This window comes from Flavobacterium chryseum (genome assembly GCF_004362015.1).
GTDB lineage: Bacteria > Bacteroidota > Bacteroidia > Flavobacteriales > Flavobacteriaceae > Flavobacterium.
On the sequence record NZ_SNWW01000002.1, the window covers coordinates 438,221 to 456,835 of the forward strand.

General features: G+C 34.2%; 15 protein-coding genes. 6 read left to right on the forward strand and 9 right to left on the reverse strand.

Features of this window, described 5'->3' with window-relative positions:
* The first annotated feature begins 7 nt into the window (after positions 1 to 7).
* A complete protein-coding gene (locus EV143_RS05645) occupies positions 8 to 874 on the forward strand; it encodes a chromate resistance protein ChrB domain-containing protein (protein WP_133506993.1) in 867 nt (288 codons plus the stop codon).
* Positions 875 to 933: 59 nt separating this feature from the next.
* Positions 934 to 1,434, forward strand: a complete 501-nt coding sequence (locus EV143_RS05650) for a hypothetical protein (RefSeq protein WP_133506994.1) — start codon at positions 934 to 936, stop codon at positions 1,432 to 1,434.
* Between the two features lie 150 nt (positions 1,435 to 1,584).
* Here EV143_RS05650 and EV143_RS05655 read toward each other — a convergent pair whose 3' ends face one another.
* The 3 genes from EV143_RS05655 to EV143_RS05665 all read right to left on the reverse strand — a co-directional run bounded on the left by EV143_RS05655 (position 1,585) and on the right by EV143_RS05665 (position 3,763).
* The gene (locus EV143_RS05655) at positions 1,585 to 2,058 is read right to left on the reverse strand and encodes a hypothetical protein (protein ID WP_133506995.1); all 474 of its coding nucleotides are present in this window, start codon (positions 2,056 to 2,058) and stop codon (positions 1,585 to 1,587) included.
* A gap of 38 nt (positions 2,059 to 2,096) precedes the next feature.
* On the reverse strand, positions 2,097 to 3,188 hold the full coding sequence (locus tag EV143_RS05660) for a hypothetical protein (protein WP_133506996.1): 1,092 nt from the start codon (positions 3,186 to 3,188) through the stop codon (positions 2,097 to 2,099).
* Between the two features lie 83 nt (positions 3,189 to 3,271).
* Entirely contained in the window at positions 3,272 to 3,763 is a 492-nt protein-coding gene (locus EV143_RS05665) for a TlpA family protein disulfide reductase (protein WP_133506997.1), read from the reverse strand.
* A gap of 142 nt (positions 3,764 to 3,905) precedes the next feature.
* Between EV143_RS05665 and EV143_RS05670 the strand changes: the two genes are divergently transcribed.
* Positions 3,906 to 4,208 (forward strand): ArsR/SmtB family transcription factor, encoded by a 303-nt coding sequence (locus EV143_RS05670; RefSeq protein WP_133506998.1) that lies wholly within the window; start codon positions 3,906 to 3,908, stop codon positions 4,206 to 4,208.
* A gap of 6 nt (positions 4,209 to 4,214) precedes the next feature.
* Positions 4,215 to 5,321, forward strand: coding sequence for an NADH:flavin oxidoreductase (locus EV143_RS05675; protein ID WP_133506999.1), 1,107 nt, complete (start codon positions 4,215 to 4,217; stop codon positions 5,319 to 5,321).
* Between the two features lie 227 nt (positions 5,322 to 5,548).
* Here EV143_RS05675 and EV143_RS05680 read toward each other — a convergent pair whose 3' ends face one another.
* The 4 genes from EV143_RS05680 to EV143_RS05695 all read right to left on the reverse strand — a co-directional run bounded on the left by EV143_RS05680 (position 5,549) and on the right by EV143_RS05695 (position 11,768).
* Positions 5,549 to 6,682 carry an acyltransferase family protein gene (locus tag EV143_RS05680; protein ID WP_133507000.1) on the reverse strand — a complete coding sequence of 378 codons (1,134 nt, stop codon included), beginning with the start codon at positions 6,680 to 6,682 and terminating at the stop codon, positions 5,549 to 5,551.
* A gap of 137 nt (positions 6,683 to 6,819) precedes the next feature.
* Positions 6,820 to 7,470, reverse strand: coding sequence for a DUF1349 domain-containing protein (locus EV143_RS05685; RefSeq protein WP_133507001.1), 651 nt, complete (start codon positions 7,468 to 7,470; stop codon positions 6,820 to 6,822).
* A gap of 230 nt (positions 7,471 to 7,700) precedes the next feature.
* Complete coding sequence (locus EV143_RS05690) at positions 7,701 to 9,917, reverse strand: glycoside hydrolase family 3 C-terminal domain-containing protein (RefSeq protein ID WP_133507002.1); 2,217 nt, start codon at positions 9,915 to 9,917, stop codon at positions 7,701 to 7,703.
* A gap of 207 nt (positions 9,918 to 10,124) precedes the next feature.
* On the reverse strand, positions 10,125 to 11,768 hold the full coding sequence (locus EV143_RS05695) for a DUF6377 domain-containing protein (protein ID WP_133507003.1): 1,644 nt from the start codon (positions 11,766 to 11,768) through the stop codon (positions 10,125 to 10,127).
* Between the two features lie 166 nt (positions 11,769 to 11,934).
* Between EV143_RS05695 and EV143_RS05700 the strand changes: the two genes are divergently transcribed.
* Positions 11,935 to 12,279 carry a 5-carboxymethyl-2-hydroxymuconate Delta-isomerase gene (locus EV143_RS05700; RefSeq protein ID WP_133507004.1) on the forward strand — a complete coding sequence of 115 codons (345 nt, stop codon included), beginning with the start codon at positions 11,935 to 11,937 and terminating at the stop codon, positions 12,277 to 12,279.
* 149 nt (positions 12,280 to 12,428) lie between these two features.
* On the opposite strand, the gene EV143_RS05705 is transcribed toward EV143_RS05700, so the two are convergent.
* The gene (locus tag EV143_RS05705) at positions 12,429 to 14,879 is read right to left on the reverse strand and encodes a glycoside hydrolase family 3 N-terminal domain-containing protein (protein WP_133507005.1); all 2,451 of its coding nucleotides are present in this window, start codon (positions 14,877 to 14,879) and stop codon (positions 12,429 to 12,431) included.
* A gap of 308 nt (positions 14,880 to 15,187) precedes the next feature.
* Here EV143_RS05705 and EV143_RS05710 point away from each other — a divergent pair, with 308 nt between their 5' ends.
* Complete coding sequence (locus EV143_RS05710) at positions 15,188 to 15,934, forward strand: NUDIX hydrolase (RefSeq protein WP_133507006.1); 747 nt, start codon at positions 15,188 to 15,190, stop codon at positions 15,932 to 15,934.
* 384 nt (positions 15,935 to 16,318) lie between these two features.
* On the opposite strand, the gene EV143_RS05715 is transcribed toward EV143_RS05710, so the two are convergent.
* A complete protein-coding gene (locus EV143_RS05715; protein ID WP_133507007.1) occupies positions 16,319 to 18,580 on the reverse strand; it encodes an acyl-CoA dehydrogenase family protein in 2,262 nt (753 codons plus the stop codon).
* Positions 18,581 to 18,615 lie beyond the last annotated feature (35 nt).

Here is an 18,615-nt window from a genome sequence, read left to right on the forward strand (position 1 = left end):
TTTCAAAATGAAATGGATTACCAGAGAAAGACCAAAAATTGACCGAATTGCTTGTCCGTGGCTTATCAAAAAGTTTGTTGATCATGATGCTGAATTTATATTTGTACCTTTTGATACTGTTTTAACTAAAGCAAAAGAATTAGATGCAATTCCGTTTGATATTCCTAATGTAGAATTTACGCATTATAATGAAGAATGTACTTTTGATTATATTATAAAAAAGTACAAAATCGACGATCCTGCAGTTTTAATCATGTCTAAAATTGTTCGTGGTGCTGATACGGACCGACACGATATTGCAAAAGAATCTGCCGGGCTATGGGCAATTTCTGCTGGTCTTTCGCACAATATAACAGACGATTCTGAATTGTTAAAAAACGGAATGCTTATTTATGATGCGCTCTACAGTTGGGCAACTCATTTATACCAACAAAAGCATTTGCAGAATAGCCCTTTCGAAAGTTTACTTCATGAAGTTTACAACAAATTTTTGTCTGAGAAAAAGTCAAACAAAAAAACACCTTCATGGGTTAAGGATTTGAAAGAAATCATTCAGGATCAAATAGATACACAATTTGCTTTTGATCTTAAAAAAATATCGAGTGATTTAGAACTTAATCCTTCTTATTTATCGAGAGAATTTTCTAAATATTTTGAAGATCTTAATTTTGGGGAATATGTTAGAAAATTACGCATCGAAAAAGCCATAAATCTCATTCAGAATTCAACTTACACGCTTACCGAAATTGCTTACATGACGGGGTTTTCAGATCAAAGTCACTTTACGAGAATATTTAAATTGCATACTGGCAAAAATCCTTCTTCGTATAGAAAAAATGCGCTAAAAAGTAATTCAGATACAAAACGTAAATAGCGTTCTATTTATCTCTTTTAAGTATACATAGTTTTGTTTTTTAATAAAACCAAACTATCATGACTTTTTTAAAACACACTGCATTACTTATTTTATTTTTCTTCAGTACCATTGGATTTTCTCAAACTACATATCCAAAAATAACGGGATATTTTGGAATACTTCATCCTATTTTGACTGTTAGTAATGAACAGACCAACTTAAATTTCAGAGATTATTATGCGGTAGGTTTTCCAACGGGAATCAACATTTGGAAGAATCAAAAAATAGGTTTTTCTTTTGAAATTGTTCCAAATATAAAAGATGAAAATGGCACTGATAAAGTCACCAATATTTTATTTCATCCGGGCGTTTTAGTTGCTTTAGGAAATGGTTATACATTTGCCGGAAGGCTGGCTTTTGAAAGCGGTGGAAGATACGGTGTTACGCCTGTCCTTAACAAAACCGTGATTAAAGGCGAAAATTGCAGTTATTTTGTGGCAGTTCCTTTGCCGGTACGTTTTGGCAACAATCATCCTGCTACTTTTACGGCGGGTTTTCAATTTGGAATTGCTTTTTAAAGCTTAAATAATAACACTTGTTAATCTTTGTCAAAGATAATTCTATTGTCATTCCGAGGAACGAAAAATCTCCATAACGAGAATCGACAATCTTTGTAGCATTACTTGCGGAGATTCCCCGTTGCTCGGAATGACAAACTAGAACTAGTTTTATTCAATAATTTCAAATAGTTTAATGAACTTTTGTTCTAGTTTTTTCCTTTTTCTTTCCTCTCTCCATCTCGAATAAAAAGCCATAAAAAGCAAAAACAAATTCACAATTGTAGACGCTCGCCTAAGTCCTCTTGCAAAAAAGAGAAAAAATATATTAATTGCCAGAATAAGGATTATTGGAGAATAATACGCCCAAATTAATTGAGCTTTACTGTTTGGTTCAACAGTGTAATTTATTTTAATTACATTATTAACGTTTTTATAATTTCCTTTTACAATAAAATGTGTTGGTGATGTTGTTGAATTTACAGTTAATCGAAAACTTTTATCATCAAAAAGTCCATAGAAAGGCTTTACTCCTCGAAATTTAGGATATAGCCTCAATAAACTTAAATTTATTTTAAGCGAGCCTATTTCTGTATTGTTTTCTAATCTTTTACGGAATTCCGATAAACTAAGTTTTGATTCCATTATGAATATTAATTCGTTTACTGCATATTATAAAATTATCACTTCAATCTTCCTAACTCTATTTTTCCATAAATAGCTCCCACGGCTTCAAAAACTTCATTTTGATTTTCAATTAACGTCCAACCTTTCTTCGAAAGTTCATTTCTTACTTCCTGTTCAGATTTTCCTTTTATAAAATGATAATTACAAAAATCCAAAACTTCAACCGGAATTTTTTCTAATTGATACGTTGTTATTATTGAAAGTAACCTTAAAAATGCCACATAATAAGTTAATACTAATTGCACAATCCAGCTTACAATCAACCCTATCCAACCGGTATTTAAGGTTTTGATTGTTAAACCTTGTTCCAATCTAATTTTTAAAAATTCGAAAAAACTGATTCTTTCTAAGTTGTTTTCAAGTAAAATAATTTCAAACTGAAAATATTGATTGGAAAAATAAGTTAGAAAAACCATTCCCATTAATAAATATTCCATCTTTTTAATCTCTGTAAAATTGGACCATTTTATCAAATATTTTAATAAATAGGCCAACGAAATTCCAACCAAAACTTCAAAAACTCCAATGAAATAAATTCCGTGAATAGAAATTGTTGCAATTACCAAACCAAGTAGTAGGGATATAATTAAACTTCCAATTGATACAATTGAAAAATTCTTTTTTCTTGATGCATGTGGCGCAGGCAAATGATCCGGAATTACGTAATCATCCCAATTATTCTTCGCTTCAGTTTCCTTTTCCAATTCGTTCAAAGCTTCTCTGTCAAATTCATTTTCAGTCTCCTTAAAAGCATGAATAAACAATTTCACCCTTTTAGAATTTCTCCCATTATCCCACATTTCATTTCCTAAAGATTCACTTTTTACTTCGACATTTCCATGATTAAAAGTAATTGTAATAGCTTCAGTCCATCTTTCAATTCCTAATGACTTTTCCTTTCTTTTTGCTTCAATCGACTTTTCATCTTTATATACGATATCCCAGCCTAATTTTAAAATTGTTTTTTCTACAATAGGAATAAAAATCGTTTGACTCAATGATGTGTGAAAATCTTCTTTATACTTTGGCGACCCAAAACTATGTTTTCTAATAATAGTTCTTTCGTAATCTTTTAATCTCTCTTCCATTATTTTTTATTAATTGTAAGTTTTTCTGCAAACATGAAATATTTCCCGAAATATCAAAACCTGATACAATTTTATTTCACTTTTTACTGCCCAAGCAAACTCTTAACCATTTCATTCAAAGCATTTCCGTGAATGTTTTTCGCTACGATAATTCCGTTTTTATCAATTAGAAAATTTAATGGTACAGATTGAAGCATGTAATCTCCAACAACCGGAGATTTCCAGTATTTTAAATCGCTTACTTGTGTCCACGGTAATTTTTGTTTGGCAATTGCAGCTAACCAAAGCGGCTTTTTAGTATCCATAGAAACACTGTAAATCGTAAATTTATCAGGATATGCATTGTACAATTTTATCAATTCCGGTTGTTCTTTAATAGAAGGTCCACACCATGATGCCCAGAAATCTACTAACACTAATTCTCCTCTTAAAGAAGAAAGTACAACGTTGTTTCCTGTTGGATCCGGAAGATCGATTTCGGGAGCGATATCGCCTATGTCAGTTCCTATAACCTGAGCTTTTGAACTTGTTATTACACAACATAAAAATGCTAAAATGAGTAGAGTTTTTTTCATAATGGATTAGTTTATTTTAGTTTGAGGCTTTTTAATCTACGAGCAAATATAAAACATCTTTTAATATATGCTCCCATCATAAAATTATCCTAAATATTTTTTACTTAATTGGTATATCGGGAAAAGTCGATATATTTGCAACATGGAACATATAGAAATCTTTAAAGCATTATCTAACAAGTCGAGATTGCAAATGTTGGAATGGTTAAAAAATCCCGAAATAAACTTTCCGGAGCAACTCCAGCATGCAGGATTTGAACACGGAGTTTGTGTTGGACAGATTCAGGCGAAAGCCGGATTAACACAATCAACAGTTTCTGAATATCTATCTATTTTACAGCGTGCAGGCTTTATAGAAGCGACTCGCGTTGGACAATGGACTTACTATAAACGCAACGAAGGTGCCTTTGAAGCACTCAGTAAATTAATTCAATCTAATTTGTAAATTACTATGAGTACAAACAACCTGTTTTCGCCATTTAACTTAAAAACGTTAAATCTTAAAAACCGAATCGTAATGGCGCCAATGACGCGTTCATTTTCTCCAAACGGAATTCCAACTGATGAAGTAGCTGCTTACTATCAAAAAAGAGCTGAAGGTGAAGTTGGTTTAATTTTATCTGAAGGAACTGTGATCGACAGACCTTCATCATCTAACGACGGAAATGTTCCTCATTTTTATGGTGATCAAGCCTTAAAAGGATGGAAAAAAGTGATAGAAGAAGTTCACACAGCGGGAGGTTCGATGGGACCACAAATCTGGCATATGGGAATTATGGACAATCATCATTCAGGATGGGTTCCGCCAGTTCCTTTTGAAGGTCCATCAGGATTAAACAGACCTGATTTCAGCAATGGAAATACCATGACGCAGAAAGATATTGAAGATACTATTATTGCTTTTGGAAAAGCTGCTGCTGATGCTAAAAGATTAGGTTTTGATACGATCGAAATTCACGGTGCACACGGTTATTTGATTGACCAGTTTTTTAGAGCTGAAACTAATTTACGTACTGATATTTATGGTGGAAAAACGTTACCGGAACGTAATCGTTTTGCAATTGAAGTGGTAAAAGAAATCAGAAAACAAGTTGGTAACGACTTTGCTGTTATCATGCGTTTTTCTCAATTTAAACCTTCTGATTATAATTATAAACTGGCTAAAAATCCGCAAGAATTAGAAGCCTGGCTTACGCCACTTGTTGATGCCGGAGTTGACATTTTACACTGTTCTCAAAGAAGATTCTGGGAACCTGAATTTGAAGATTCTGATTTAAACTTTGCAGGTTGGGCTAAAAAAGTAACGGGTGCTCCAACAATTACTGTTGGTTCTGTTGGTCTTTCAGGAGATTTCTTCGGTGCTTTTGCAGGAGAAAGTTCTCAGCCAACTTCTTTAGAAGAATTAAACAGACGTTTCGACAGAGGCGATTTTGATTTGGTTGCTGTGGGAAGACCTTTATTATCTGATCCAAATTGGGTTGCGAAAATTAAAGCCGGTAAAACAGAAGAATTGAAAGGTTTTAGCAAAGAAGCTTTAGGAGCTTTGGTTTTAGAATAAGTTTTTTTTTTTAGGTTCAAAGGTGCGGAGGTTCAAAGGGACAAAGGTTTTCTTTGATTGTCTTTGTTCCTTTCTGAAAAAATTCATTATATAAATGCAAAAGGGATAAACTTAATTGTTTATCCCTTTTTTTGAATTGCTAATAACTAACAAATTAGAAATTCGTTTTTTTATAGTTCAGAGTTACAAAGTTGCAAAGGGGAAAAAGTTCTCTTTTGCACCTTTTTTTACCTTTGTACCTCTGCACCTTTGTTTCTTTGAATCTTCTCTTGAAGCCATTTTCTAACCGGTTCATCGTATAATTTCAAACATAAATAAGCAAGAACAATACTGGCAATCAAAAGTCCAATTCCCCATAAATATCCATCTGCCAGAGAAACTTTATTATCGACAACCCAAGCAGTATACCAATAAATTAGCGGATAATGTGTAATATAAATTGGATATGAAATATCACCTAAAAATTTACATATTTTAATCGAAAACGGATTTCCTACTTCTCCTCCGGCGCCAATCGCAACTATTAAAGGAAAAACCAGAATAATACAAATTGATTCGTATAAACCGTTCATCCATAAGCTGTTTTCATCTCCAAATCTTGGCAATGCCAGAACAATCGTGATTAAAATACTGCAAACCCAGAAAGCTCCTTTTATGTGAATTAATTTTCCTAAACGAGAAAGCAGAATCCCGGCAAAAAACGGATACAACAAACGCGTAAAACCAACATTCATTTGTTCCAGATTTAACGACCATCCGCCAATAACATCTCCTTTTGGACCAAAAACGGTGTAATTAATTAGTAGTCCTGCAAAAATCAGTACAAAAACCGAGAGTACTTTGTTCGAGAATTTGCGGAAAAACAAGGCGTACAGGATATTCGCAATATATTCGAAGAAAAGTGACCATGCCGGACCATTTAAAGGATGCATTTCGCCCCAGCCTCTAATATCTGCCGATGGCGTTAACGGAATTAATGTAAAACCGACCAACATTACCAACAATACTTTCCAGAATGGTGTATTAGCAATTTGCGGAAATAAAATATCCGAAGCCTGGAAATAATATAATGCCGCGCCAATGATCATCCCCATAATAACCATGGGCTGTAAGCGAATTAAACGTCGTTTGTAAAATTCCCATTGTGTCATTTTTATCCAACGATCGTCATACGCATAAGCGACAACAAATCCTGATAACAGAAAAAAGAAATCAACAGCCAAATAGCCGTGATTGATGATTTGTACAAAACGGTTTCCACCAGAAAAGGCTTCAAAAATGTGAAAAGCAACAACTAATATTGCAGCTAGTCCACGCAAACCGTCTAAAATTTCATAATGCTTTTTTGGTTTAAGATCCATATAATGGTTAATGGTTAATGGTTAATGGTTAATGGTTAATGGTTAATGGTTAATGGTTAATGGTTAATGGTTAATGGTTAATGGTTAATTTAATATTCACAACTAACAATTCATAATTAATAATTCATAATTAACAATTATTCCTGGTGATTTTTAAGCCATTCTAATCTGCGTTGATCTGGTAAATGCGTTACTTTAAAGTTTTCGAATTTGGCTTCAAAACCTTTTCCGTCCGGAGATGCAGCCATTAAGCCTACCATAACTGGTGTGTTGTCTTGTAAAGGTGCATTTCTGGCAAGAATGTAATTTTTATCATCAAGAGAAAAGAAAACTTCAATGGCATCTAATCGTCGCACGACTTTTATCCAAACAAATGGCGGTGCTTTGTCTAAAGTTGTTACGCTCCAATCGCTTTTATCATGCGTTACAACGGTACTGATATTGAATTTTCCGTCGACAAACTCCACTCCGGTTTTGATGTAATTTTTTTCGTCAATGCGAATCATTAATCCCATTTGGTCGAAACGGGCAATGTAGTTTCCGGTTAGTTTTACTTTTGCTTCAAATTCTCCGCCGTAATTCGCATAGTAAAAAGGCGCATCATCAACGGTAAATCCGTAATGCGAAATACGCCAATAATCGCTGTTGGCGGTAACATTCATGATTAAAGCATTGTTTTTAATTTCCCATTTTTCAGGTTCATTAAACCATTGCATTTTGTTCAGGCTTTGCGCCGAAAGATTTTGCGCTAAAAATAAAATGAAAGCGCTTAGTACAATTTTTTTCATGTCATTTATTTTTACAATTAAACATTTCATTTATTTTTTTGAACCATTAAGAGATTAAGAAAAATTAAGTTTAAGTTCGTCAAACTTAATTCTTACTAGATAAAGTTAAACACAACGCTTAATTCACTTAATCTCTTAATGGTAAAAAAAGAAAAACTTAATTTTAAAAAGCAAAGCCGCAATTTTTACAATTGCAGCTTTACAACCAACCAATTTAGAAAATAATGAAATTATTGAAGTGAGAATCCCACTTTAGATTTTATATCTGTCGACGATGCACCAACGATAGCTTCAAAAGCTCCCGGTTCAGCAACCCAGTCGTGTTTTTTATCATCAAAAAAGCTTAAAGCCGTTTTATCTACTGTAAAAGTTACTATTTTTTCTTCTCCCGCTTTAAGCGAAATTTTATCAAAACCTTTCAATTCTTTTATCGGACGAGGCAATGAAGATTTTAAATCGCTGATATATAGCTGAACAACTTCTGAACCTTCACGTGTTCCTGTGTTTTTTACTTTAACAGAAAACGTGATCTTATCACCGGCTGCCATTTGTTTTTTATCTGCTGTTACAGCTCCGTATGCAAAAGTTGTGTAGCTCAAACCATGTCCGAAGGAAAATAATGGTTTTGCGTTTTGTTTGTCAGCATAACGGTAACCTACAAAAATGCTTTCTTTGTATGTAACTTCATCTCCACCAGGAAATTCTCCTAAAGCATGTGCTCCGTTATCAGATAATTTCACCGGAAAAGTAAACGTCAATTTTCCGGACGGATTAACATCACCAACTAAAACTGCTGCCAAAGCATTTCCTGCTTCTGTACCTAAAAACCAACCTTGTACAATTCCCGGAACTTCTTTAACCCACGGCATTGCCACAGCATTTCCTGAGATATTTACAAAAACGATGTTTTTATTTACTTTCGCTAATTCGCTGATTAATTTATCCTGATTGTACGGAAGCCCTAATTCTTTACGATCGTGTCCTTCGTCATCCTGATTTTCGCTTTTATTTAATCCTCCAATAAACAGCACAATATCAGCATCTTTAGCCACTTTCAAAGCTTCAGCCGTTAATTCTGCCGGAGAGCGTTTTTCTTCTAAACTTACTTTTGCAATAACGCCGTTGTAATTACTTGTCGGATCCCCAACGTAACCGCGAGCGTATACTATTTGAGCCTGATTGCCAATTCTTTTCTTTAGTCCTTCAAGTGGTGTAATTTCATATCTTGCTTTTAGTGAAGAACTTCCTCCCCCAACAGTCATCATTTTGATAGCATTTTCTCCAATTACGGCAATTTTCTTCGTTTTAGAAAGGTTGATTGGCAAAATGTTATTGTTGTTTTGAAGCAAAACAATTCCTTCTTCAGCAATTTTTAAACCAGCATCAGCATGTTCTTTTGTTCCGAAAGATCCAAAAGGTCTGTTTTTATCCATTGTAGTTAAGAAAGCTAAACGTAAAATACGACGTACTTTTTCATCTAATTCCTTAGTTCCAATTTCACCTTTTCTAATCATCTCTGAATATGGTTTCGCTAAATAATAGTTGTCATACGCATTGCTCGTTCCCCAGCTAAGTCCGTTTGTCCAGGAACCAAATTCCATATCCAAACCATTATGAATCGCTTGTTTTGTATCGTGAACACCGCCCCAATCTGAAACCACAACACCTTTAAAACCCCATTCTCCGCGAAGAATATCGTTTAATAAATACTCATTATGGCAACAGTGTTGTCCTTTATATTTATTGTATGAACCCATAATGGCCCACGCATCGCCTTCTTGTACGGCAGCTTTAAAAGCGGGTAGATAAATTTCATAAAGAGCACGATCATCAACAATTACGTTTACGGCATTACGGTTGGTTTCCTGATTGTTTAAAGCAAAATGTTTTACACAAGCAGCGACCCCATTAGATTGAACTCCTTTAATATAAGGAACTACCATTTTTGAAGCTAAAAAGGGATCTTCTCCCATATATTCGAAGTTACGACCGTTTAATGGCGTTCTGTAAATGTTTACTCCAGGCCCTAGCAATACATTTTTGTTACGGTAACGTGCTTCTTCACCAATTGATTTTCCGTATAAATTAGCCAATCCCTTATTCCATGTTGCAGAAAGTGCCGTTAAAGCCGGAAATGCAATACAAGAATCGTTTGTCCAGCCCGCTTGGTCCCATTCGTCCCATTTTACTTCGGTGCGGATTCCGTGCGGTCCGTCGGTCATCCAGTTTTCCGGGATTCCAAGACGTTGTACACCCGGTGAACTAAATTTTGACTGCGCATGAATCATCGCAATTTTTTCAGCTGTTGTCATTTTCGAAAGTGCATCTTCTACACGCTCATTAATTGGCTTTTTATCATCAAGATAAACCGGAACTTTATTTTGTGCATTCAAACCGAATGAACTTAATACAACTAAAACAAGAAGTGTTTTAACGTTTTTAAACATAACTATTAATTTATTAAAGCATTTAATTTTATATCAAAGTACTTCAAGTCAAAAGTACCTTATAATAATATTGTAAAGCTAAAACGTTATAGTATGCTTTGAATTTTTAAAAGAAAAAAAGTAGTGAAATAAAAAATTAAAATATTGATTATCAAATATTTAATTTATTTTATTACCTAAAAAAAGTAGTGAATTTAAAATAAATCGTTATACTTTCAAGTTAATTAAACCTATTTTCATAACCATTTCTTCTAAATCATTTCTCGAAACTGCGGCTTTATTTCGAGCTTTGGTTCGATAATTATAAATTGTACTTAAAGAGTAACGAAGAAAGGCTGCAATTTTTACGCTGTCGGTAATTCCAAGTCGGATAAGGGCGAAAATGCGAAGCTCCGTATTTAATAATTCACCTTGTTTCAAAACGATTTGTTCTTCTTTTATCAGCAATTCATTAAAATCTTTTACAAAAGTCGGATATAAATTCAGGAAGATAATATCAAAGTTTTTGTATAATTCTTCTAACTCATTATCAACCAAAGTTGTCGATTTGAGCATTTTGTAAATTTCATCAAACTGCTTTGCTGTCGCTTTTTTGTTTAAAATAATGCGGTAATTTTCTAATTTATTAATGTAAGCCGAACAAAGATTAAAGAAATGCGCAATATATTCTTCCTTAACGTGATTGGATTCTGATAGTTGCGAATTACGTTCCTGTAACTGATTGTTGGTTTCGGTAATATCTTTGTTTAATTCGGCTAATTTCTGGCTGGTTTCATAAAGTTCTCCACGAATTCTGGATACTTTTTTCATTTGTTTGTAAACGTAAATAACCGCTACAATCAAGAATAACGAAAGTAGACTAATGCATAAAAGATACAGTTGAAGCTCTGTTTTTCTTTTAGCTTCTTTTTCTAAATAAACCGTGTTGATAATCGAATACACTTCTGACATCAAAAGTGTTCTAAACTGCACATTGCAATAAAGCGCATCTTCAATGGCCGACTGTGTCAGTTTATAAGCCATATCAACATCGCCAACTTCATAAAAAACCAATGCCAGTTCCTGAAGCGAAGCGTTATCTTTATTAGCATTTTTAATATCCGCAGTTGCCGAAAGTGCGTAGTATTTTTTTCGTAATTCTAATTGATGTGTGTTTTCGTAAATACTTCCTAAAAGATAGGTAACCATCGCATATTGCGGATTATCTTCTTTCATGTTTTTCAACAAAACCATTAATTGCTTTTGGGCATTGCCTAGTTTTTTTTTAGACATGCCTTGCTGGATTTTATTGATCTGATAATCTAAAGTCTTCGGATCTAAAACGGTTAATAATGAATCACGATACATTCTGATTTGCTGAATGTATTTTATATCGTAACTATTTGCGGCATAGTGCTCAAAGAATTCACGATACGCAATGTAATACGTTTGAAGTAACGCTTTCGTCAATGTATTTTTATCGATACTTTTCAAAATAGCTTCAGATTCGCGGTATTTTCCGGAAGAGGAATAAAGGGTAACCAATTGCAGGTTGGCTAAATCCAGTAAAGGTTTATTTTGAAGTTCAGCAGCAATTTTAATGTTTTTCTTTACGTAAAAAATAGCCGAATCTGAATTGAACTTTTGATATTCAGCATATAAAGTTTTATTGTAATTGTATTCCTGTTCTTTCGTTAAATCTGCCGATTTTATTTTTTTGAAGTTCAAAATGCGTTCTTCTTTCAGCTGAACATAACGCTGTTTATTTCTTAGCGCATCGTTAAGCTTATCTAAAATAGTATCGGTACTATCCGATGCATAAACAGGAAAGCTTAACAGAACAAGTAAAAGAAACAGGAATGAATTTTTCAAACTACTTAAGAATAAATGAGACTTACAAATATATGAAAGTGTACATATAAATGGGGATTATTTAGGATTGCATATTGTTTAACGAACATAAAATTTTATTGAACACATAGAAACATAGATTTTGTAATTTTGTCTAACTTAAATTTTCTAACTTAAACTATACATTATGCCACATTTTATAATTGATTGTTCTGAAAATGTAATCCGCTTAAAATCTGCTGATGAAATAATGAAAGAAGTTTTTGATTCGGCTTTATCGACAGATCTTTTTACTGCTTCTGAAATTAAAGTTCGTATAAATCCTTTTTCATATTATAATAACGGAAATTCTTTAGACGATTTTATTCATGTTTTTGGCTACATTATGGAAGGTCGAAACTCGGAACAAAAAGCTAGATTATCAAAAGCAATTGTTACAAAACTGAATTCAATACTTCCGGAAGTTCCCGTTATTTCCATTAACATAATGGACTTCGAAAAATCTAATTATTTCAATAAAACGATGTTGTAAAACAGATTTAATTGATTTTGCTATTTTAAAAACAATTACAATTAAATAATGGCATAAAAAAAATAATTTCACTTATGTATTCAATTAGAATATTTAAGTGAAATTATTTAAGAACAATAATTTTTTTAAACCAATTAATTAACTATAAATCAAGGTCTTAATTCAGAAAATTTAGCATCTAATTCAAAAGCTTTTTTTACTTTTTCAACCACTATTTCATTTGGTACCGAAAATTCAGCTGTCTTTTTAATATTTTCAGATGAAGCGCCAATTAAAACTTTATAAGTTCCTGCTTCTGCAACCCATGCACTTCTGTTTTCAAGAAAGGAAGCCAGATCTTTTGGTGATAAAGTCAGTTTTAAAGTTTCACTTTCTCCCGGTTTTAATTCTTTGGTTTTACCAAAAGCTTTTAGTTCTTCTTTTGGTTTATCAATAGATTTTGATGGTGCAGAAAGATACACTTGTACGACTTCTTTTCCAGATACTTTTCCGGTATTTTTCACTGTAACTGAAACTGTCAATTTATCTTTGAAAGTTGGAGCACTCAATTTTACATCGGTATAATCAAATGTTGTGTACGAATTTCCAAAACCAAATTCATACGATGGTTTTACATTGAATGTATTGTAATAACGGTATCCAACATAAACACCTTCTTCATAAGTCACTTCTTTCGGATTATCAGCAGGAATTCCAGGGAAGTTTTTCGCCGACGGCGTATCAGTATATTTTACAGGGAAAGTCATAGTAAGTTTTCCTGACGGATTTATTTTTCCTGAAACGACATCAGCAACAGAATGTCCGCCTTCCTGACCTGGCTGCCAAGCTAATAAAATGGCATCTACTTTATCTTTCCAGGATGCTGTTTCGATTACGCCGCCAATATTTAAAATAACCACTACTTTTTTTTCTTTTTGATGAAAAGCTTTCGAAATTTTATCCAGCATTTCAATTTCTTCTGTTGCGATATTAAAATCATTATCAACAACTCTGTCATTGAATTCTCCTGAATTTCTTCCTAAAGTCACAAATGCAATTTCAGAACTTGCTGCTTTTTTAGCAATAAAAGCATCGTCCATTTTCAATTCAGGAAGTCTTTCAGGCAAAGCCATAACTCCTTTTTCTTTTCTTCTTTCCTTTTCAGCAGCAACTTCTTTATCAGCGTAGGGTTTATACAAATCGACCAGTTCTTTATCTAATTTATAACCTGCTGCAGTTAAACCTTCTAATAGAGAAACGGTGTGTTTATTATTCACGCTTCCACTTCCTGTTCCACCCGTAATCCAGGCATAAGAAGTAACTCCAAATACTGAAACCTCTTTCTGTTTGTCAGCAAACGGCAATGTGTTTTTTTCGTTTTTAAGCAAAACCATTCCTTCCACTGCGGCGTTTCTTGTTACTTCAGCATTTTTAGTTAAGTTGGGTTTATCGCTATATTTATATTTTGCAAAAGTTGGCGTACGGAAGATATATTCTAAAATTCTTTTCGCGTTTGCATTGGCAACTTCCTGAGATAATTTCCCTGAATTTAATGCTTCTAGCAATGCTTTTTTCTGAACCGGAATTCCCGGCATTAAAAGATCGTTTCCGGCATTCATTTGTTTTACTACATCAGAACTGGAACCATTTTGAATGCTTTCAAAACCAGGAAAACCTCCAAACCAGTCGGTCATCACAATTCCTTTAAAGCCCCATTCCTCTCTTAAAACCTGAGTCAGTAAATCTTTTCTGGCAGAAGTGTATTCGCCGTTTAGTTTGTTGTACGAAGACATTACCGTCCAAGGCTGTGATTCTTTTACCGCAATTTCAAAACCTTTCAAATACAATTCTCTAATCGCTCTTTCAGAAACGTGAGCATTGATTGTCAAACGGTTGGTTTCTTCATTATTAACAGCAAAATGTTTGATAGAAGTTCCAACTCCCTGAGACTGAATTCCGTTAACAATCGCTGCCGCAGTTTTGCCTGAAATCAACGGATCTTCAGAATAATATTCGAAATTTCTTCCGTTTAAAGGATTTCTGTGAATGTTCAAAGCCGGTGCCAATAAAACGTCAACGCCATATTCTTTTACTTCATTCCCCATCGCTTTTCCAACCTCTTCTAAAAGCGTTTTATTCCAAGTTGAAGCCAAAGCTGTTCCAACCGGAAATGCCGTTGCATAATAGGTTTTTGTATCATTATCTCTTGTTGGCTGAATTCTTAAACCGGCAGGGCCATCGGCCACAACAGTTGCAGGAATTCCAAATCGTTCAAAAGCAGCAGTTCCGCCCGCCGCTCCGGGAACCAAACCTTGTTTAGAATCTCCAATAGGACCAGTAAGTACTTCGATTCCTGGCATTCCGGTTCCGATAAGCAGTTCTGCCTTTTCTGCATTCGTCATTTCTTTGATAATGGCATCAATTCTTTGATTCTCAGAAAGACGCGTGTCTTCCCAAAGGTCTAATTTTCCGTTTCTGTTAAAATCTTTAAAAGTAAATCCCTTAATAGTTAAAACCGGTGGATTCGTTTCGTCGTTTGAAATTGTATTCCACGATACGTTAGAAAGTACCAATGCAGTCAAAAGTGATACTCGCGCTGTTTTTATAATTGTTCTTTTCATAAGTGAAAATTTAAAATGTGGTTGACAAATAGTAAAGTTGCAACATTTAATAATTTCATTGCTTCATTATGAAGCAATATTAATTACTTTTTTTCATATCAGCAAATAAAATTGGTTAAATTTTCATTTATGATAATCAGAAAGCACTAACCTTAACATATTCCTAATCAGGGAAATATTTAAGTAAAGATTAATCAAAGTATAAAAACCTTCAAAAGCATTGATTTTAAAGGAAACAAATAAAATTTTGAAGATTTTAAGTGATTTATAATTTTCAAAAAGGCTAAATTTGAAAATAAATCAATACAATGGAATTTAAGAAACTACTTGAACAGCAATCTGAGGAATCGTTTAAAAAATACATTCCGACACTTTCAATTGATTGCGTTATTTTTAGCTTTCATAAAAATTCCCTGCATGTTTTAACGGTAAAAATGAAGGATCAGGATTCCTGGGGACTTCCGGGAGGATATGTAGAAAAAGAGGAAAATGTTGATGATGCGGCTATTCGAATTTTAAAAGACAGAACCGGAACAGAAAATATTTACCTGCAGCAATTTTATACTTTTGGAAATCTAAAACGTTCTGAAAGTGCTTTTGAAGCGTATGATGATAGTATTTGGAACAAACAGCGTTTCGTTTCGATTGGCTATTATGCTCTGGCAGAACATTCTAAAGTGAAATTGATTATTGACCAATATTCGAGTGCGGTTGAATGGAAATCTATTGAGGATTTGCCGCCGTTTATGATGGATCACAAAACCATTTTTGACAAAGCTTTGCTTACGCTTCGGGAACAATTAAACAATCACCCAATTGGTTATAATCTTTTGCCTGATAAGTTTACGATGCCGGAACTTCAAAAATTATATGAGGCTATTTTAAGTAAAAAACTAAATCGTGGCAATTTTTACCGAAAAATACTTCGCTACGATATTCTTACCAAATTAGACGAATCAAGAAAAGGCGGCGCACACAAAGCTCCGGATTTGTATAGTTTTGATTTGGAGAAATATAACAACGCGCTGAAAGAAGGTTTGAAGGGAAATTGGTAGTTTATTTTAAACCATATAAGTGATGCAAGTTCATTCTGTGTTTTGTGTTTTTTGCACAACGTTTTTTTGTCATCTTGACGAAGGAAAGATCTCCGCAAGAAACTCTACAAATGAAATCGCCAATCTTTGGAGAGCCTCTTGCGGAGATTCCTTGTTTCTCGGAATGACAACTTTGTCTTTATTTTTTTAAAGCTTTTTTGTGTCATTTCGACGAAGGAGAAATCACACTCGTAAATCGATAAAGATTAGCGACTTTGTTTGCAGAGTTTCTAGTGTGATTTCTCCTTCGTCGAAATGACAAACTTTGGGTAAAAAAAAGAGCTTTGTCAAAGTTTAAACTTTGACAAAGCTCTTAAAAAAATCTATTCTCTATATTCTATATTCTCAATTAACAGCAATTGGCGCTGCAAGACAACTCTCCGGAATATCGAAAGCATTTACCAACGCAACGGCATCCGGGCGAATATCCCAACAAAGCTGGTTTACAATTTTGCGGATTGCTTTGGTTTTTACCGCTTCCATATAACCGTCTTCGAGATACCAGGCTTTATTTTTTTCTATTTGCGAAAGCGCATATAATTGATACAACTTGGTTAATATAACTTTTGAATTTTCGTCTTCAACTGTTTTTATTGCTGCCTGAAATTGTTCTAACACAATTCTTTCCAAATAAGCCTGAGCTACATCAATCATTTGATGCTGAACCACATTAAACGCGTCATAAGGCTCTAAACCTCCATCAACTAGTTTTTTGATACGTCTCGCCGCAGATGCCAAAATTGTTTTTTCTCTGTGGATAAATGCTTGTAAATGAAATTCTGAATCCAGCAAATGTTCATCATCTGCCCTTCTTGTTGCAATTGGGTTTTTCTCGGCAATTGCTGCTTTTGCATTTTCATACACATAATTAATGATTCCGAAAGATCCCATTTCTCCAAATGCTTTTCTGAATTCAGACAAGCGATTTTTAGCCACCAATTGCATTAAAACCGTATTGTCGCCTTCAAAAGTCGTGTAAATTTCAGTGTCATTTTTTAGATCATCTATTCTGTTTTCAGATAAATAACCTTTACCGCCAATAGCCTCACGACATTCCTGCAAAATATCTCTGGTGCTCCAGGTCGAATAGGATTTCATACCGGCCGCCAAAGCTTCAATTTCTTGCATTTCTGATTCGGTTTTATTCAGGAATCGGTTCGTAAGGTATTGCAAAGCAAAATGAACCGCGTAGGTTTTCGCTAAATGCGGAAGTAAACGGCGTTGGTGCATTCTGTAATTTAAAATCGGAACTTCAGATCCGCCTTCGGGACCAAATTGTCGGCGTTGATCGCTGTAACGAATGGCAATTGTTAATCCAGATTTTGCTGCCGCCAAAGCCGAGCGCGGGATTCCGATTCTTCCTCCAACCAAAGTTCCTAACATCGTAAAGAAACGTCTGTTATCACTCGGAATCGGGCTTTCGAATTCTCCTTTATCATTTACGGAGGCAAATCTGTCGAGCATATTCTCTTTCGGAATCACAACCTGATCGAAACGAATTGTTCCGTTATCAACACCATTTAATCCCATTTTATGGCCGCAATCGCCTATTGTAATACCTTTTAACGTATTTCCGTTTGGATCGCGCAACGGAACCACAAATGCATTTACGCCATAATCGTGATCGTTTATAATAAGCTTTGCAAAAACGGTTGCCATTTGTCCGTGAACGGCTGCGTTACCAATATATTCTTTTTGCGCTTTTTCATGCGGTGTATGAATCGTAAACGTTTGATCGTTATGATTGTATGTTGCTGTCGTCTCTAATCCTTTTACGTTCGATCCGTGATGGGTTTCGGTCATGGCAAAACAGCCGGGAATTTTTAGCGAACCAATATCACTTAAATATTTAGCGTAATGTTTTTCGGTTCCAAGCGATTGTACGCTCATTCCCCAAAGTCCAAACTGAACGCCAAATTTTATCACTAAACTTAAATCGTGGTAACTTAAGGTTTCCATAATCGCAAAATAATCGGCGATGTTTTCTCCTCCGCCATATCGTTTTGGATAGGCCATATTTCCGAGATTTTCTTCTGCTAAAATTTTACACCAATTGTATACGGTTTGACGATACACATTGATATCTGTAGAAGTTTCATAAGCAAATTCAGGTCTTGAAATGACCGATTTTACTTTTTTGATTATCGCAGCTTCTTTTCCGTCAAGAAGTTGTGTTATTTTTTGAATATCAAAATTAGATGTTGTTTGCGAATTCGATGTAAACGAACTTTCTTTCGTTTTAAAATTCTGAATTACTTCTTCGCCTAAAACGCCCAAATCGTTTTCTAATTTTGTGAAATCGGATTGTAAGGATGAGATATCTAAATCTTTTTCTGAAAGTGCTACGGCGATATCAAAAATTGATTTTATAGAGGATTTATTTTTAAGGCTTTTTTTAATATCCAGTTTCCATTGGGCAAGTTCATTTCGCAAAGGCGGATTTGAAATGTCTACTTTCGAAAGCAGCAATTGTTTTTCTTCCAGCGAAAGTAACGTTTGAGCACGAATAAATTCCTGCAAGGTTGTAAACTCTTTTTGGGTTAACAAATCATCGGACCATACTAAATAAAACAATGGAATAAAGGCTTGAAGTTTGGTATTTTTCATAATTAGTACTATAATTTAGCTTTGGTTAAATTAAT

Coding starts and splice junctions, on each gene's coding strand:
- EV143_RS05665 (WP_133506997.1), bottom strand. CDS start 3,763: ATGAAAAAAACTCTACTCATTTTAGCATTTTTATGTTGTGTAATAACA.
- EV143_RS05675 (WP_133506999.1), top strand. CDS start 4,215: ATGAGTACAAACAACCTGTTTTCGCCATTTAACTTAAAAACGTTAAAT.
- EV143_RS05650 (WP_133506994.1), top strand. CDS start 934: ATGACTTTTTTAAAACACACTGCATTACTTATTTTATTTTTCTTCAGT.
- EV143_RS05655 (WP_133506995.1), bottom strand. CDS start 2,058: ATGGAATCAAAACTTAGTTTATCGGAATTCCGTAAAAGATTAGAAAAC.
- EV143_RS05700 (WP_133507004.1), top strand. CDS start 11,935: ATGCCACATTTTATAATTGATTGTTCTGAAAATGTAATCCGCTTAAAA.
- EV143_RS05645 (WP_133506993.1), top strand. CDS start 8: ATGAAATGGATTACCAGAGAAAGACCAAAAATTGACCGAATTGCTTGT.
- EV143_RS05670 (WP_133506998.1), top strand. CDS start 3,906: ATGGAACATATAGAAATCTTTAAAGCATTATCTAACAAGTCGAGATTG.
- EV143_RS05690 (WP_133507002.1), bottom strand. CDS start 9,917: ATGTTTAAAAACGTTAAAACACTTCTTGTTTTAGTTGTATTAAGTTCA.
- EV143_RS05660 (WP_133506996.1), bottom strand. CDS start 3,188: ATGGAAGAGAGATTAAAAGATTACGAAAGAACTATTATTAGAAAACAT.
- EV143_RS05705 (WP_133507005.1), bottom strand. CDS start 14,879: ATGAAAAGAACAATTATAAAAACAGCGCGAGTATCACTTTTGACTGCA.
- EV143_RS05710 (WP_133507006.1), top strand. CDS start 15,188: ATGGAATTTAAGAAACTACTTGAACAGCAATCTGAGGAATCGTTTAAA.
- EV143_RS05715 (WP_133507007.1), bottom strand. CDS start 18,580: ATGAAAAATACCAAACTTCAAGCCTTTATTCCATTGTTTTATTTAGTA.
- EV143_RS05685 (WP_133507001.1), bottom strand. CDS start 7,470: ATGAAAAAAATTGTACTAAGCGCTTTCATTTTATTTTTAGCGCAAAAT.
- EV143_RS05680 (WP_133507000.1), bottom strand. CDS start 6,682: ATGGATCTTAAACCAAAAAAGCATTATGAAATTTTAGACGGTTTGCGT.